The organism is Microbacterium sp. LMC-P-041 (assembly GCF_030209555.1).
Taxonomy (GTDB): Bacteria; Actinomycetota; Actinomycetes; order Actinomycetales; family Microbacteriaceae; genus Microbacterium.
Map to the genome: position 1 here is coordinate 165,870 of NZ_JARVRV010000002.1, position 16,558 is coordinate 182,427.

The 16,558-nt window shown below is 67.0% G+C and carries 16 protein-coding genes; 9 read left to right on the plus strand and 7 right to left on the minus strand.

The window, feature by feature from the left end:
• Positions 1 to 8: 8 nt before the first annotated feature.
• Complete coding sequence (locus QRN21_RS04670; RefSeq protein ID WP_285363273.1) at positions 9 to 614, minus strand: serine hydrolase; 606 nt, start codon at positions 612 to 614, stop codon at positions 9 to 11.
• 241 nt (positions 615 to 855) lie between these two features.
• A complete protein-coding gene (locus QRN21_RS04675; RefSeq protein WP_285363274.1) occupies positions 856 to 1,332 on the minus strand; it encodes a carboxymuconolactone decarboxylase family protein in 477 nt (158 codons plus the stop codon).
• Between the two features lie 248 nt (positions 1,333 to 1,580).
• On the opposite strand from QRN21_RS04675, the gene QRN21_RS04680 reads away from it, so the two are divergent.
• The 4 genes from QRN21_RS04680 (at position 1,581) to QRN21_RS04695 (ending at position 5,664) form a co-directional block, all read left to right on the plus strand.
• Positions 1,581 to 3,134 (plus strand): alpha/beta hydrolase, encoded by a 1,554-nt coding sequence (locus tag QRN21_RS04680; protein WP_285363275.1) that lies wholly within the window; start codon positions 1,581 to 1,583, stop codon positions 3,132 to 3,134.
• 64 nt (positions 3,135 to 3,198) lie between these two features.
• Entirely contained in the window at positions 3,199 to 3,606 is a 408-nt protein-coding gene (locus QRN21_RS04685; protein ID WP_285363276.1) for a RidA family protein, read from the plus strand.
• Positions 3,607 to 3,637: 31 nt separating this feature from the next.
• On the plus strand, positions 3,638 to 4,585 hold the full coding sequence (locus QRN21_RS04690) for a CPBP family intramembrane glutamic endopeptidase (protein WP_285363277.1): 948 nt from the start codon (positions 3,638 to 3,640) through the stop codon (positions 4,583 to 4,585).
• Between the two features lie 131 nt (positions 4,586 to 4,716).
• A complete protein-coding gene (locus QRN21_RS04695) occupies positions 4,717 to 5,664 on the plus strand; it encodes a GlxA family transcriptional regulator (protein WP_285363278.1) in 948 nt (315 codons plus the stop codon).
• A gap of 24 nt (positions 5,665 to 5,688) precedes the next feature.
• Here the strand turns inward: QRN21_RS04695 and QRN21_RS04700 are convergent, their stop codons facing one another.
• A complete protein-coding gene (locus QRN21_RS04700) occupies positions 5,689 to 5,988 on the minus strand; it encodes a DUF1330 domain-containing protein (RefSeq protein WP_285363279.1) in 300 nt (99 codons plus the stop codon).
• Entirely contained in the window at positions 5,985 to 7,022 is a 1,038-nt protein-coding gene (locus tag QRN21_RS04705) for a zinc-dependent alcohol dehydrogenase family protein (RefSeq protein ID WP_285363280.1), read from the minus strand. The genes QRN21_RS04700 and QRN21_RS04705 overlap by 4 nt, the downstream gene beginning before the upstream one ends.
• Positions 7,023 to 7,242: 220 nt before the next feature.
• On the opposite strand from QRN21_RS04705, the gene QRN21_RS04710 reads away from it, so the two are divergent.
• From QRN21_RS04710 to QRN21_RS04720, 3 genes are all read left to right on the plus strand, one after another.
• Positions 7,243 to 8,016, plus strand: coding sequence for an SDR family NAD(P)-dependent oxidoreductase (locus QRN21_RS04710; protein ID WP_285363281.1), 774 nt, complete (start codon positions 7,243 to 7,245; stop codon positions 8,014 to 8,016).
• A gap of 76 nt (positions 8,017 to 8,092) precedes the next feature.
• Positions 8,093 to 8,830: a MerR family transcriptional regulator gene (locus QRN21_RS04715; RefSeq protein WP_285363282.1), complete on the plus strand. Its 738-nt coding sequence runs from the start codon at positions 8,093 to 8,095 to the stop codon at positions 8,828 to 8,830.
• Between the two features lie 136 nt (positions 8,831 to 8,966).
• Entirely contained in the window at positions 8,967 to 9,212 is a 246-nt protein-coding gene (locus QRN21_RS04720) for a hypothetical protein (RefSeq protein WP_285363283.1), read from the plus strand.
• Between the two features lie 97 nt (positions 9,213 to 9,309).
• Here the strand turns inward: QRN21_RS04720 and QRN21_RS04725 are convergent, their stop codons facing one another.
• Positions 9,310 to 12,174: an AAA family ATPase gene (locus QRN21_RS04725; protein ID WP_285363284.1), complete on the minus strand. Its 2,865-nt coding sequence runs from the start codon at positions 12,172 to 12,174 to the stop codon at positions 9,310 to 9,312.
• Between the two features lie 46 nt (positions 12,175 to 12,220).
• Between QRN21_RS04725 and QRN21_RS04730 the strand changes: the two genes are divergently transcribed.
• Positions 12,221 to 13,048, plus strand: a complete 828-nt coding sequence (locus QRN21_RS04730) for a MerR family transcriptional regulator (protein WP_285363285.1) — start codon at positions 12,221 to 12,223, stop codon at positions 13,046 to 13,048.
• Between the two features lie 202 nt (positions 13,049 to 13,250).
• Positions 13,251 to 14,153 (plus strand): CPBP family intramembrane glutamic endopeptidase, encoded by a 903-nt coding sequence (locus QRN21_RS04735; protein ID WP_285363286.1) that lies wholly within the window; start codon positions 13,251 to 13,253, stop codon positions 14,151 to 14,153.
• 77 nt (positions 14,154 to 14,230) lie between these two features.
• On the opposite strand, the gene QRN21_RS04740 is transcribed toward QRN21_RS04735, so the two are convergent.
• Together QRN21_RS04740 and QRN21_RS04745 are read right to left on the minus strand one after the other, a co-directional pair.
• A complete protein-coding gene (locus tag QRN21_RS04740; RefSeq protein WP_350223948.1) occupies positions 14,231 to 15,535 on the minus strand; it encodes a glutaminase in 1,305 nt (434 codons plus the stop codon).
• A 28-nt stretch (positions 15,536 to 15,563) separates the two neighbouring features.
• The gene (locus QRN21_RS04745) at positions 15,564 to 16,487 is read right to left on the minus strand and encodes a CPBP family intramembrane glutamic endopeptidase (RefSeq protein ID WP_285363287.1); all 924 of its coding nucleotides are present in this window, start codon (positions 16,485 to 16,487) and stop codon (positions 15,564 to 15,566) included.
• Positions 16,488 to 16,558 lie beyond the last annotated feature (71 nt).

Consider the following 16,558-nt stretch of genomic DNA (forward strand, 5'->3'; position numbering starts at 1 on the left):
TCTGCTGCTCAGAGCGCGCAGATGACAGTGTCGACCAGATCGCGAAGGCGCTTCTCCGCCGCCGCTTCCCTACCGTTCTTGGTGACGACGATCGCGGCCGCCCGGCCGTCTTCCGTGGCGGCAACGCGGCTCACCGTGCCCGGCGCGTCGCCTCCGTGTCCCCAGGCGGTCACTCCACAGCTCAGCTCGAAGGCGATGAGGCCGAGGCCGTAGGCCGCTCCCGGCCAGATCGAGTCGGCCGGGATCGTCTGCTGCATCTCCGCGAGAAGAGACGCGGGAAGGAGCTCTCCCTCGGCGAGCGCCGAGAAGAACGTCGTCATGTCCTCGGTTGTCGAGATCATTGCGCCGGCGGCGTGCGCCCATGAGGGATCGAAGACGGTGTAGTCGATCGGCGGATCCGCGAGCGGGCCGGCCGCCAACGTCTTCACGCGGTCGCCTTCATCTCGGACGGCGACGAGAGCGGCAGGCCACCCGTCGAGCTCCATGGTCTCTGCGAGGGCGGCACGCACGGCAGAAGTGGGCATCGTGGTTCGCGCGGACGATCCGGCGACGACACCGCTTCCGGCGAGAAGCGCTGCAGCGATCAGGGCACCGAAGATCCTTCGATATCTCATGTTCATCTCTCTGTCCGGGGTGGTCGCCGACTCGGCGTCGCAGGCAAGCCCGTTCTCTCCACAAGACACCGTGTTGTGAGCACAGAGTCAAGTCGCAGGTGGGCGGTGACCGTCTTGCCCCTGCGGTGGGAACAGCTTCTTGGCTGACGGTGGCCGCCGCGGCTCCGGATTCGCCAGCACTGCTGCGCTGGTGATGGCGCAGTTCGATGCGAACAGAGGCAAGTGACCCTCGCGGGCGGCATCACCCTCGAATGACGGCACCCTCGACGTCCCGAGGGCGCACGGGGTGCTCGCTGAGTATGGAGATGCGGTTGAAGGCGTTGATCGTCACCGCGACCCACTCGGCTGCCACGAACGTCGGCTCCCCCAGAACCGACAGCGCACCGGACAGATCCGCTCTGGACTCCTCTGTGGGGGGAAGCACTGTGGCGGCTTCGACCACCGCGAGGATCGACCTCTCACGCTCGTCGAACAATGGGCTCTCCCGCCACGCGGGAAGCATATCGAGCTTCTGCTGAGGGATGCCGGACTGCCGGGCCTCGCGGCCGTGCAGGTCCAGGCAGAAAGCGCACGCGTTGATCTGAGACGCCCGCACCTTGATGAGCTCGGACTCCTGCGCCGAGAGGCCTCGCTGCGCAGCCGCCTCGCGTATCGCCGACGACAACGCGAGGGCCGCGTTCCACGCGTCGGGCATGACCTTGTCCATGTACGGTCGCATGTGATTCCTTCTCCGGCGGATGTCTCTTACTCGTGTGTCGCCATATCAGTATCGACGCAGTCAACTCCCTGTTGTCAGCACAGAGTCAAGGTCGGCGATCCTCGCCACAGAATTTTCCCCATCGCTTTGACCCTGTCGCGGGAACAGGGTGTTCCCTGCTGAGCATGAATCGATCGAGCAACAGATCTTCACCGGAAGTCGGCCAAGCGAAGCGTCGAACACGCGGAGGGTGGCGCGTCGCTCCGGGCGTGGCCGTCATCGCAGCACTCGCGGCGGTGCTCACGGCGTGCACGGCACCCGGTGGGGTGCCGGCGGATGACCCGCGCAGCACGCAGATCCCGGCACTCGAGGAGTTCCATACCCAGGAGCTCGCATGGGGGGACTGCGCCGAGTACGCCATCACAGCCCAGGATGAGAGGTACTTCCCGCTCGCACCGGAGGCGGAGTGCGCCCGGATGCTGGTTCCGTTGGACTACGCGGATCCGGAAGGAGACACGGCATCCATCGCCGTGGTGCGCATCCCGGCGCGGGGCGAGTCTGCGGGCTCCCTGTTCTTCAACCCCGGCGGACCCGGCGGGTCGGGCCTGCTCGGCACGATCGGCGCATCGACGCTGATGGCCGAGAGCGCGGTCACCGAGCGCTTCGACCTCGTGGGTTTCGACCCTCGAGGCGTCGGGGCGACGGAACCCGCCATCGACTGCAAGCTGACCGATGGATCCGCCGACGGCGCGGATCTGCTCGCGAGGATCGGCTCGCCGATCCCGACGCTGACCGAGAAGGACACGAAGGAACTCGCCGACCGTTGCGCGGAAGGCTCCGGCGGCATGGACGCCCTCGCACACGTGGGCACCCGCACCACGGCGAAGGACATGGATGTGCTGCGCGCCGTTCTCGGAGAGGACCAGCTGAATTTCCTCGGCCAGAGCTATGGCACTCGGCTGGGAGCCGTCTATGCCGAGGAGTTCCCGCAGAACGTACGGGCAATGATCCTCGACGGCGCCTTCGACCCGAATCTCAGCTCGCAGGAGCGGCTGCTCGCGTCCTATGGCGGATTCCAGGCATCGTTCGAAGACCTCGCCGCGTTCTGCGCCACCCAGACGGACTGCCCTCTCGGGACCGATCCGAGCGGCTGGACCCCAGCCCTCCAGGGCATCCTTCAGCCCCTCGCCGACAACCCCGTGCCGGCAGGTGACACCGAACTGGACTTCGATGCCGGGCTGGGCGGCGTGCTGGCCAGCCTCTACAGCCCCGACCTCTGGCCCCTGGCGATCGAGGGTTTGCGCGAGGTGCAGCAGGGTCGCGGCGATCAGCTGCTGCAACTGGCTACCGGCATCGCCGGCATCTCCGATGAAGGGCAGAGCTCGAACCTGACCGACGCATCGATCGCGATCAACTGCGTCGACGAAGACCCGCTCGACGCCGACGGACTCGCCCACCTGCGCGAAGACACCTACGCGCAGGTGCCGATCATGGACCCGGGCACGGCGGCCGACGAGCCCACGCGCGACAAGTGCGCGGACTTCCCGGTCACGGGCGAGCTCCGCATCCCCTACGCACAGGACATCGAAGGTCTTCCGTCGACGTTGGTCATCTCGCTGACGGGCGATGCGGCCACGCCGTATGAGGGCGCCGTCGAACTCGCGAAGACGCTCGAAGGAACGCTCCTGACGGTGCAGGGCGAGGGACACACGGTGATCGGCAAGGGCATGAGCCCCTGTGCAGACGCGATCGCCGCCACCTACCTCCTCGACCTCGTGCTTCCGGAGAATGCTCCGGAACTGACGTGCGCGGTGAACCAGTGATCCTTGACTGTGTTCTCACGACAGGGGCTTCAATGAAGCCCAACCAGTCGACGAAAGGCATCCGATGACCGTGCAACTCAGCCACCCCGAAGGTCTCCTCGAGCAGGAGGAGTACGCTCCGGTCGCCAGCGCGACGGGAAACCGGCTGGTACTGCTCGCCGGGCAGGCATCCGTCGCACCATCCGGAGAGATCACCGCAAATGACCTCGCCGGACAGGTTCACACCGCCCTGCAGAATGTCGCCGTCGGCGTGACGGGTGCCGGCGGCTCCGTCGCCGACGTCGCTCGGCTCACGATCTATGTCGTGGGCTGGACGCAGGAGATGGCGGAGCCGCTCTTCGACGGCCTGGCGCGAGCGCAAGCATCCGACGGGTACGCCGCACCACTGCCGCCGATCACCGTGATCGGCGTGCAGGCGCTGTGGACCCCGGAGCTGCTGGTCGAGATCGAAGCGACGGCGGTTCTGCCATGAACGACGCATCCGACGACGAGAGAAGAAGAGAATGAGTGCGCTCACCGGCGATCATCATGACCCTTCGCCCCTGACCGAACCCCGCGCCGCCGGAGGGGTGCGCCCCGGTCCTGCGATGCCGCCGCTCGACGGCAGTCGCCCTTTCGGTATCCACTACCGCATGGCGTGGTGGAAGTCGCTCTTCGTGATCGTCGCTCTGCCGCTGACCCTCGTGGTCACCCAGCTGGCGTTCTACCTGCTCGCAGGTCTCGCCGAGGGCCGTGATCCGTTCGCCCAGGATCTCTCTCCGTTGAAGCTCCTGGGCGCCAATCTCAGCACGGGTGTCACGGCGCTCGTGGCACTCGTGCTGGTCGGGCGCTTCGCCAAGGTGCCGTGGCGATTCGTCTTCAGCGCGCCCCGGCGGTTCGATCGGCGCCGCCTGCTGATGTACTTCCTCGGATCGCTCGCGATCGTCGGGGTCGCCTTCGCGCTGGTCGGCCTCACCGCCGCCGGAGCCGTCGGATGGACGACCCTCACCGTCACGAGCACGACGATCGGCATCCTCGTCGTCGTCATCCTCTCGACGCCGATCCAGACGGCCGGCGAAGAGATCATCCTCCGCGGCGCCATCCTCCCGGCGGCAGGATCCTGGTTCCGCTCCATAAAGCCCGCATTCCTCACGGGTCTGGTCGTCTCCAGCCTGATGTTCGCATTCCTGCACGGATCGACGGATCCGATGCTGTTCGCCTACTACCTCGTGTTCTCGGTCGCGACGGCCGTGATGGGTCTTCTCACGCGCGGACTCGAGGCTGCGATCGCCTTCCATACGGCCAACAATCTGGTCGTCACCACGATCAACGCTCTGTTCGCCGGTGGCGGCGTGGTCGCCGTCGAGCGATCGGAGGGAGCTGCTGGGGGCCTCGCACTCCTCATACCGGCGGCCGCGAGCCTCGCCGCGCTGACGATGGTCTGGCTGCGGGAGCGCAGACGTCGCTCCTAGACCCCCGCTCCCCTGATCCCCGAGAGCAGAGTCAACGGCACCGGCGTCGCGGAGAGTCCATGGCAGTAATCGACATGTATGCAAGGATGATGCCACCCGGATCCTCGCCCGCGTGAAACAGGAGGTCGGTCATGCCCAGCCCGCACAAGGTGGTCGTTCTCGTACTCGAGGGCGCACTCCCCCTCGACGTCGGCATCCCCGCAGAGGTGTTCCACCCTGACACCGGCTTCCCGTACGAGGTGTCCGCGTGCGGCGTCGTCGCAGGGACCGTCCCATCGAATGGAGGCTTCGGTTACGCGGTTCCGCACGGGCTCGAGGAGCTGACGGATGCCGACACGATCGTCGTCCCCGGGTACGCGCCCCCCGGGAGGTCGATCCCGGAAGAGGTGTGCGAGGCTCTCCGCGACGCCGCGTCTCGCGGCGTGCGCATCGCGTCTATCTGCTACGGCGCATTCGCTCTGGCGGACGCCGGCTTGCTCGACGGCCTGCGTGCGACGACGCACTGGGATGCGGCGGAGAAGCTCGCGAGGCGGCACCCGCAGATCTCGGTGGAGCCGAACGTGCTCTTCGTCGACGAAGGGTCAGTGCTCACCTCCGCCGGCGCAGCCGCGGGACTCGACCTCTGTCTGCACATCGTCCGCTCCGATCTGGGTGTCGGAGCGGCGAACGAGATCGCGCGCGGACTCGTCACCGCGCCCTATCGCACGGGAGGACAGGCACAGTACCTTCCTAAGACCGTGGACGCGTCTCAGGGCGACACGCTCGCCGCGACGCGCGAGTGGGCCCTGACGCAGCTCGCCGAGCCGCTCACGATCGCCGAACTCGCCGCGCACGCACGGATGTCGGCCCGCACGTTCCTGCGACGGTTCGCCGAAGAGACCGGTACGACTCCGCTGCAGTGGATTCTCCGCGCACGGATCGACGGTGCCCGGGAGCTCCTCGAGAGCACCCGGATGCCGGTCGACCAGATCGCGGACCAGGTGGGCCTCGGGACCGGGGCGAACCTCCGGCTGCACTTCCGCCGGTTGCTCGACACGTCCCCCTCCGAGTATCGCGCCACCTTCGCGGGACGGAACTGATCCCCGCGGAGGTGACGCGCCAGCTCAGGCCTGCTCTGCCACCCCGTCGACGAGCACTGCACGGTAGGTCGCGCCGCGGAAGCGATGCTGCGCCGCCTTCTGATAGGCGTCACTGAAGTACCACTTCTTCGCCGACTCCCTATCGGGAAACTGAAGAACGACAACACCCTCGATCGCGGGGCCTTCGAGGACTTCGCGCGGGCCGTAGTCGACAAGAACCGTCACGTCGTGACCCTCGAAGGTGCTGTCGGCATGTGCCGCATAGCGGTCGAGGGCCTGCTGGTCCTCGGTACTGTCGCGCTCGAACACGATGTACGCGGTCATGTGGTCACTCCTTTGCCGTGTGATGCGTCTTCGATGCGCGCGGGAAGCGCGACGGTCGTGCCGGCCACATCGATCGCCACCTTGCCGTGGAGCACGTACGACCGCCTGTTCTCCAAGAGCTCATGGGCCTCACCCACCCGATCGAGAGGGAGGATCGCACCGACGACGGGCTTCACGAGTCCCCGCTCGACGAGAGCGGTCAGCGCATCCAGCTTCCCGCGATTCTGTCGCGTGAAGACGAAATGGTAGGCGGCGTTCACGCCCCACGCTTCGATGAGATTCTGAGGCTGCGCGATGTCGACGATGGTCACGACCCGTCCGTAGTCGGCGAGTGCGAAGGGGCTCCGCGTCAGGGCATCGCCTCCGATCGTGTCGAGGATGACGTTCACGCCCTGCCCCTGGGTGATGTCGGCGATCGCGTCGACGTAGTCCATCGCGGCGTAGTCGAGTGCGACGTCCGCGCCCAGGGAGCGCGCGAACTCCAGATCGGCGGCCCGCGCGGTGGTGATGACGCGCGCGCCGATGGCCTTGGCGACCTGGATGGCGATCGAGCCGACACCGCCGGCTCCACCGTGGATGAGGATCGTCTCGCCGACGGTGAGCTGGGCACGAGTCACCAGCGCCTCCCATACCGTTCCGCCGACGAGCGTCAGACTCGCCGCCTCCAGGTGGCTGATGTTCGCCGGCTTCCGGCCGACGAGGTCGACGTCGGCGACATGCTGCTCTGCGTACGATCCCGCGCCGCCGAAGATCTGAGGCGTGTAGTACACCTCGTCGCCGACACCGAACTCGGTGACGTCGGAGCCGACTTCCTCGATCACACCCGAGATGTCGTGGCCGGTGATCGCCGGCAGAGGCACGTGATCGGGATAGTCGCCTCGTCGGATCTGGAAGTCGAGAGGATTCACGGCTGTCGCATGGACGCGGACCCGCACTTGGCGCGGTCCGACCTGCGGAACGGCGACGTCTTGCACCTCGAAGGCGTCGGCTCCTCCGAAGCGGGTCAGCACGACGGCTTTCATCTGATCGGTCATCTCGGGTCCTTCCAAGTCGGGGCGGATGATGAGCCGCGACGGTGAGGCACGGATCCAGTGTGACGAGCGGTGAGAATGCCTACCAGTGGCGTGAATGCCATTATCCGCGAGGATAACGCCACGGCTTTGGTTCGGGGTTGACTCTGTGCTCACCACAGGGTGTTCCGTGGTCGTACCGGCACTCCCGCAGGCCGTACCGCAGCGGACGAGAGGCAGCACCATGACCGAAAGACGGAAGCGAGTCGCCATCGTCACGGGCGCGGGAAGTGCCCAGGGGATCGGGTTCGCGTCCGCGCGTCTGATCGGCGACGAAGGAAACCGCGTAGTGATCACCTCGACGACGGATCGGATCTTCGATCGGGTCGCGGAACTGCGCGATGCCGGCATCCGCGCAGAAGGCGTGGTCGCAGATCTCACCGATCAAGCCGGAGTCGACGCGGTGGTCGCATGCGCGACAGACGCGTTCGGCGACGTGGACATCCTCGTCAACAACGCCGGAATGACCGCTGTGTCGGACTCCTCGGGCCCGGGTCGGCGCGGCGGCGGATTTCTCGGCCACTGGCACGCCTCGCTCGACCGCAACCTGACCACGACGTTCCTGATGACGCGTGCGGTCACGGGGCTGATGGAGGCGTCCGTCTACGGTCGCATCGTGAACGTGTCGTCGGTCTCCGGCCCGGTCGCCGCATACCCAGGCGATACGGCCTATCACGCGGCGAAGGCGGGCATCGTCGGATTGACGCGCTCCCTGGCGATCGACCTCGCAGCGGCGGGCGTCACGGTGAACGCCGTCGCTCCGGGTTGGATCGACACGGCGTCCGCCTCCGAACGAGAACGCCGCATGGGCAAGGCCACACCCGTCGGTCGGTCCGGCACCGCGGAGGAGGTCGCTTACGTGATCGCGTTCCTCGCCGGAGAAGGCGCGTCCTACATCTCGGGGCAGCTCATCACGATCGACGGTGCCAACTCCATCGCCGAGGAACGCGGGCGCTGACGGTCCGGTCGACGAAGCTCGTACACGAGATCCCAGGTATTGACCCTGTGGCGACGACACGGTGTTCGATCTGCACATGACCTGGAGCACACGCGAGATCGCTGACCTCGCCGGAACCACCGTCAATACCGTGCGGCACTACCATCGCGTCGGACTGCTGGAACTGCCCGAGCGCATGTCGAACGGCTACAAGCAGTACACGGTGCGTCATCTCGTCCGCCTGCTGCAGATCCGGCGCCTGCGCGACCTGGGAGTGCCGCTCGACCGCATCGATGTCGTCGGTGACGAGGGAGGGGCGGCGATGGATGCACTCCACGCCGTCGACGCCGATCTCGAGCTGAGCATCGAGCGGCTGCAACGCGCACGCGCCGAGATCAGGGCGATCCTGGAGGGAGCATTCGTCACAGACGTTCCATCGGGTTTCGAGCGTCTGGCGAAGAAGATGTCGACGTCGGAACGTGCTCTCGTGCTCATCTACGCCCAGCTCTACGACGAAGCGGCGATGGCCGACGTCCGGGAGATGCTCGCCGATGAGCCTGACTGCGCGAGCGCGGAGTTCGATGTCCTGCCGCCCGACGCCGATGAGGAGACCCGATCGAGGCTCGCCGAGTCCTACGGACACACGCTCGCACGTCTGCTCCGCGACTATCCGTGGCTCAGCGATCCGAGAGCGCACCTGACCCGGACTCCGAACCTCACCAGGGACACTTTCGTCGAATCGGTGTCCGCCCTGTACAACCCGGCCCAGCTCGATGTGATGGGTCGCGCCAGTGTGATCGCGCAGGCGCTGGCCGCAGAGGCCGAGGACGCGTGAACTCCGTGGTGGGGGCAGGCTGTGCGACCTGGCCCACGGGCCCGATCGGGCAGGCCCTCCGGCCCTGACCGTGTGGCAGGCCGCTGCGCGTTTCGCGACTTGACCATGTGGCGGCAACATGATGTGTAGTGAGTGCATGACGGACAAAGACGGTCAGCACTGGTTTCGACGCTGCAGCAAGGCCGCGCAGGACTGGCTCCTCCACAACCCCGGGATGCCCCTCACCACGGAGGCCATGGACGCCGTGATCGGAGCCGGAGGAACGCTCGTCCGCAGATCGGCGTCCGGCGACACGCAGTCCGAGGCGTATTACCTCCATCCCTCGGACAGCGCCTATCTCGTCGACCTGCGAGCGGCCGGTGTCAGCGTGGGAGATCGATAGGCACGAGATGCTCTGCCTGTCGATCATGCGGTCCCGCTCCATCCGTCTGTCTGTGAAACCTGCGTTCTCGCAACACGGTCAAGCGCGAGGTGTCGGCCTAAGGAGGTAGCAGACCCTTCAGCTGTCGGCGCGAGGTGATGCCCAGCTTCCGGAAGATACTGCGCAGGTGTGCATCGATGGTGCGTTTGCTGAGGAAGAGTTCCGTGCCGACCTCGCGAGACGTCGCCCCGGTGGCGACCATCCGCGCTATCTGCAGTTCGTGGGCGGTCAGCGCGTCAGTGGGCCGATCCGAACGTCTGCGCGGGTTCTCTCCGGTTGCGAGCAATTCGCGAGCCGCACGGGCGGCGAAGGCATCGGCGCCCATCGCGGTCAGCGACTCGTGCGCGACCCGGAGCTGCTCGCGCGCGTCCTGACGCCGTCCGCTTCGCCGCAACCACTCCCCGTAGACGAGGTGCGATCGCAGAAGGTCGCCTCTCACGCCCGAGACGGACAGGTGTTCGATCGATGCCCGATAGTGGACCTCGGCACTGTCGTCGGTGGCGACCAGCGCCCGGGACCGCGCGGCGAGTCCGAGTGCCCACGGGGTACCGCTCGCCTCCGCGCGCGCCGAGAACTCCTCCAGCGCCGGCTCCGCGAGCTTCCGCTCGTCCGCGCGAACTGCTGCTTCCACGAGCTCGGGAAAACTGATGCCGCTGTTCGAGAACTCGTGTGTCCGCGTCGCTCGAGCGGCGGCCTCCGCCGCGGCGGGGTAGTTCCCTCGTCCGTTGTGCAGGACCGCCAACGCGTAGTTCGCCGTTGCGGTCAATGTGCCGCCGTTTCGCGTTCGCGTCCTCTGGCCGCACTCGGCGTAGAGACGTGTGGTCTCCTCCTCCTGTCCGCGCCACGCGGCGACGATCAGGCGTGCATAAGGCTGCGCCACTGCTCCCGTCGCGTGCGAGATCGCGGCGCCCTCCTCTGCCAGTTCCGCCGCCTGTCGAAGGTCGCCGCAGAGCGCCAGGGTCGCGGACAGGGCCGCGAGCGCCCCGGGGAGCGTGGTCAAGGCGCCGGCTTCTCTGGCGAGGCGGACGTTGCGTTCGGCGAGCACGCGCACGATCTCGTCGTCGAAGATCGCGGCCGCTGCTCGGGCGGCCGACCACATCCATCGGCGACTTCCCATCTGGCCGATCGCTTCGCCGTCGAAGCCGCGGTCGCGAAACGCCTCCACAGCGCGTCGGACGGCGGGAACACCTGCCGCGTACCCTTCGGTGAACACGAGCACGAGCGCGTCGAGCAGCTCATCCGCAGGCAGGGGCCGGCCGGGTGGCCGCGGCGCGGCGAGAGCAGCCGTGGCGACTTCCTTCACCCCTCGCTTCTCGCCGGATCCGCCGATGATCATCGCCGCGTCCACTGCGTGCAGGAACGTCTCCCGCGAGAGCGAGGCGTCCAGCGGCGCGAGAGTGCAGGCCGCGTCCAGCAGCATCCCCGGCGCGTCGCCCCCCTCCGTGCGGTGGAATGCCAATCGTGCCCGGAGCAGCTCGAGCCGAGCGCGTTGCAGATCGTCGAGCGGTCCCGTCTCAGCGATTGCCGCCAGATCGAGAGCCGCGTCGAACGCCCCCGCATCATGCTTGGCGTGCGCTGCCTCCAGAGCCCGCCTCGACCGGGCGACGGGACGAGCGGAGATCTCCGCAGCGCGTTGCAGAAACACAGCCGCAGCCGCCGCTCCAGCTCGCGCAAGCGTGCGCGCGGCCGAGAGCTCGAGCTCGGTCGCGGCGCCCTCATCCACGTCCGCCACTGCCTCCGCACGATGCCAGGCGTGACGGTCGGGGTCTATCCGCTCGTCGGTCGCGACGGCCAACGCCGCGTGGATGCGGCGCCTCTTCGCCGGGGCGGCTGCCCGGTACACCGCTGAGCGCACGAGGGGATGACGAAACGACACGCGCGCACCGATCTCCAGGAGTCCCGAGGCCTCAGCCTCTTCGCCGGCCGACTGATCGGTACCGAGCATGTCGAGCGCCCGCCGAAGCAGTCGAGCATCTCCGGTCGGATCGGCCGCGGCCACCAGAAGCAGCGTCTGCGCATCGGCCGTCAGGCCCGCTGATCGGCGTCGGAACGTCTCGGCCACGCGTCGTGGAACGCCGGCGACCCCCGGCGACTCGAAGCCGCCGGCCCACTCCGCCGATCTGATGTTCCGCGGCAGTTCGAGCAGCGCGAGGGGATTGCCGCGAGCCTCGGCGAGAATCCGATCGCGCACGGCATCGTCGAGTGTCGCGTGAACTCCCTCGTCCAACAGCATCCGCGCGTCGCTGTCGACGAGGCCCTCGAGGCCCAGCTCTGCTTCGAGATCGGCGAAGGCGTGAACCTGGCCGGCAGCGACATCGCGCAGCGCGAAGATGACGGCGATGCGTTCCGCCTTCAACCGCCGCACCACGAACGCGAGCACGCCGGCTGATGCCTGGTCGAGCCACTGCGCGTCGTCGACGAGGCAGAGCAGGGGGGTCTCCTCGGCGACCTCGGTCAGGAGGTTCAAGGTGGCGAGTCCGACGAGGAAGTGATCCGGGGCGGCACCCTCGCGAAGACCCAATGCGACCTCGAGGGCTGCCCGCTGCGGTGCGGGGAGCGCCCCGACGTGATCGAGCATCGGCTCGCAGAGCTGGTGCAGCCCAGCGAAGGCGAACGGCGTCTCGGACTCGGCCGCTGTGCAGCTCTCCACTCGGAACTGCGATGACGATGCCGACTCGCGAGCGTAACTCAGCAGCGCACTCTTCCCGATTCCGGCCTCCCCGCGCACGACGAGGGACCCGCTGCGTCCTTTTCTCGCCGAGTCCAGCAGGTCGTCGATGACCCCGCGCTCCGCGCGACGCCCCAAGAGCTTCGTCAGGTTCTGCTCCCGCCGGGTCCGTCCGATGCCTGTCCTTGCAACAGGGTACCCGGGCACGGGCACCCTGTCCGATGCCAGCGCTCCGCCGCCGACGAGAATAGGCAACTTCCGCCGACGCGAGTCAGTCCGCCGAGGGACGAACCTGCTTGACATGGCAGCCACACGAGGAACGGTCACCGAGGGCAGATCATCGGCAGACACCGTCGCATGGAGTACGCGGGAACTCGCAGACCTGGCCGGAACGACCCTCAACACCGTTCGGCACTATCACTCGCTCGGTCTTCTGGATACACCCGAACGCAATCGCAACGGCTACAAGCAATACCAGGTCACGCATCTCGTCAGGCTCCTGCAGGTGCGTCGCGTCGCCGAGCTGGGGGTACCTCTCTCGAAGTTCGAAGCCGCCCGCAGAGACAGCACCGGGGTACGGGCGGAGCTTCGGCAGGCGGACGCCGATGTCGCAGCCGAGATCGAGCGCCTGTGCCGCACGCGGTCCGATATCGCCGCGATTCTCGAAGTTCGTGCTCCCATCGACGCGCCTCGAGGCTTCGAGACCGTGGCGGCGAGGCTCTCCGAGTCCGACCTCGCACTCATCCACATCTGCAGTCGCGTGTACAGCGCGAGCGGATCATCCCGCCTCCAAGAGATGGTCGCGGAAGAGCCCCATACTCTGAGGCGGGAATTCGATGGGTTGTCGTTCGACGCGGAGGAGGCCGCACGGCAGCTCCTCGTGCGCCGAATGGCCGCTACGACCTCGAACTGGAGGTGGGCTGAAGCTCTGTGGTCGTCGGAAGAGTTTCGATCCTCGGACCTCGCTCGGGAAGAGGCTCGGAAAATCGTCGTCGCGTCCGTGAACGAGCTCTACAACCTCGCCCAACGCGATGTGCTCCGTCGCGTCTCCTCGTCGCTGCGAGACGAACCCGCCGCGCACCCTGGCCGACCCGGCGATGCCCCGTCCCTCTTCGACGTCGTCGCCTGACTCAGAGATTGACTAGGTCCCGGGAACACAGTCTTTAGTGACATCGAGGCGCACTCCTGCCGCGCACCCCGGATCTGCCATCGGTCGACGTCTGCGGTTCGCTCGAACGCACCCGCGAGCGAGCACCGTGATCGTGGCGGTTCCGGACTTCATACCCACTCCGCAATACCCCTTCCTCACTGAGACAGAAAGCGGCAACGCCATGGCACAGACCATCACGCCCGTCGAATATCACCGCGTACTCGTCAGCGACGAACGCCGTATCGGGCGCGGCATCCTCGCAATCGTCCTCCTGATCGGAGGCATGCAGACGTTCATCCTCGGGCTCGGAATCGTCGCCGTCCTGATCGATGCAGCGATCGGAACAGAGCCCCGGGCTGGATACACACCGCTGCTCAACGCGGTCGGCGCGTTCTCGGTGGCTCTGCTCCTCCCGTGGAGCATGCTCATCCAGCGCTGGCTCTATGGCGTCCGGGGCGGGTCGCTGTCATCGGTGACAGGCCACTTCCGCTTCGACATCTTCGGCCGAGCCCTCGTGATCCTTCTCCCCGTGACCGTCGTGGTCCAGATCGTCTACTACTGGGCGCCGTTCCCGCAGACGACCTGGGCGTGGCACGACCTTCTCCTGCTCGTCGCCACCGCCCTGGCACTGACCCCTTTCCAGGCCGCGGGTGAGGAGTACGGCTTCCGCGGACTCATCCTTCGCGTCGTGGGCAGCTGGACACGCGATGCCCGCCTCGGACTCGTGCTCGGCATCATCGTCTCGAGCGTGCTCTTCGCGCTGGTCCACGTCTCCACCAGCGGGCTGCTGAACGTCTGGTATCTCGTCTTCGCGGTCGGCACCGCCTGGATCACCTGGCGGACCGGTGGGCTGGAGATCGCCGTCGTGCTGCACGCGGTGTTCAACACGACGCAGTTCGTGATCGATGCCGCGCTGCAGATCGATCCGACGGTCGCGACCGACCGTTCGGCCGGCGCGATCGATGCGAGCGTCCTCGTCCCCATACCGCTCATCATCGGGGCTGTCATCGTGGTGGCGATCCGCACCCGGCGCACTGGAACCACCCTGACCGCGGGATCTGCGCACGATCGCAACGCGACCTGACGAAGCGGCCGGTTCACGTGGGCAGCACGTGAACCGGCCACCGATCTGCCCCCGGTTCGCGGCGTCTGCAGTGCCGATCACATACGAGCTGTCAGGCGATCCTCGTCGGCGGATGCGAGAAGCAGCCTCGGCACGACGTCGATGGAACCCGCATCGGCGAGGTGCGTTTCGGAGACGACGGATTCGGGATCGATCAGGATCACGCGGCATCCATCGATGGTCAGCCGTCGAGCGAGTTCCACCAGCATCCGCTGCGCCACATCGTCGATCGACGACACCAAGGTCAAGTCCAGCGCCACAGTGTGTTCGCCTGGAGATGCATCGGCCACCTCGCGCACGATCCGCTCAGCGCCGGCGAACCGGATTCCGCCCTGCAACTGAAGGACTCTGATCACGTCTGCGCCGTCACCGACGATGCGATGCGAGCGGACGACTGCTCGCGAGGCCGGAGGAACGGACATCAGGTGCAGCCCCATATCGGAGGAGAACCGGTGGAACAGGTTCACTCCGCGGACGCTGTTGCCGTGCCGATCGAGACGTGGGGAGAACGTGGCGATGCCCACCTGACCGGGAAGTGCGCCGATGAGACCGCCGGCGACACCGCTCTTCGCCGGGATACCGACCTGCGTCACCCAGTCCCCGGCCGCGTCGTACATGCCGCAGGTCGCCATGACGCTCAGCACCTGGCGGACAACGGACTCGTCGACGATCTGCTCGCTGGTCAGAGGATGACGTCCGTGGTTCGCCAGGGTCGCTGCCATCATCGCCAGATCTCTCGTCGTGACCAGTACCGAGCATTGACGGATGTACCCGTCGACGACAGCGCGCGGGTCTTCCTCGAGGATGCCGTAGCTGCGCAGCATGTGAGCGATCGCGAGGTTCCGGTGCGCAGTCTCCATCTCCGAGGAGCACACCGACTCGTCGACGACCAGTCTCCGGCCTGCGAAGGCGGACAGACCGTCGACGACGCGCTGTGCGCGTTCGTGCGCATCTCCGCCGGACGGTCCGATGAGAGCATGCGTCGCCAGTGCGCCCGCGTTGATCATCGGGTTGAACGGTCGCCCCGTCCCGACCTCGAGAGAGATCTGATTGAACGCCTCACCTGAAGGCTCCACCCCGACCTTCCTCAAGACCTCGTCGAAGCCTCGCTCCGCCAGGGCGAGCGCGTATACGAAGGGCTTCGAGATCGACTGGATCGTGAAAGGCACGTCGACGTCTCCCGCTCCATGAACCGTCCCGTCGGCCATGGCGAAGGCGGCGGCGAGATTCTGCGGTCGCGCGTTCGCGAGCTCCGGAATGTATTCCGCCAGAGAACCTGATGTATCGGATGCCGCATCCTGAATCGCGTCGGTCAGATAGTCCGCTACCAGGGAGCCGATCACGGGGAGACCTCCCCTCGGGCGTCGCCGCTCAAGCGCGCTGTCGCTTCTTCTTGGCGCGCTCGACAAGCCAGACCATGACCACCACCGCGACGTTCATCACCATCAGGATGAGCACGCCGGCGCCGGGGCCGGTGCCCACGCCTCGGTCGACCGTCGTCGACCCGCCCCCGGCGAAGAGAGCGTTCACTATGCCGACGAGCAGATTGTTCGCGACGTGGAAGGCCATGGCCGCTTCGAGACCGCCGCTGAGGACACCCATGATCGTCGTGCAGGCGGAGAAGACGAACAGGTAGCTGACGAGCCACGGATCCAGCGTCACGTGAACGGCGGTGAACAGCGCGCCGGAGACGAGGATGCCGATGAAGACGGCGAGGCGGGTGTTGCGGAACCAGGATCCGGCGGCCGGAATCAGCACGCCGCGGAAGGCGATCTCCTCCCCCGCGGACTGCAGGGGAACGCCGATGAGACTGACGAGGATGATCGCGATCGTCGTCCCTCCGAGGGCGAATGCGCCCCATCCCGTCGAACCCGGGGCGATCAGCGCGGTCGCGAGGGTCACGAGGCCGACGAGCACGGCTGATCCCACCAGGTAGATCCCCACTCGTCGCCAATCGAAGGCGCGGCGATGGCGGAACACCGCTCGCCACGACACCTTGGCCATGGCGGCCACCAGCATCGTCATCAGGACAGCGGTGATCGCGGTGCTGATGCCCGTCGCAGCAATGGAGAGGGGTGTGAGAGAAGGCCTGCTCGGGTCCGCCGGTCCTTCGATGGCCACGACACCCTGGAAGACGATGATCTGGACGAGGAGAAGCGTCACCGGGATCGCGATGAGGACGATGATCGTCTTCCAGCGCGCCATACGGAAATGAACGCCGAAGGGACGATCGGGAAGGGTGCCGCGAGCGATCGACCGGTCTTCTCGGTCGGTGGGAGCGTTGCTTGTCGTCATAGCGTCAGCACACACCATGTCGGTGGAACACAGTCAAGACGCCCGGCGTCCTCGAGCGAAGTGCACCATGC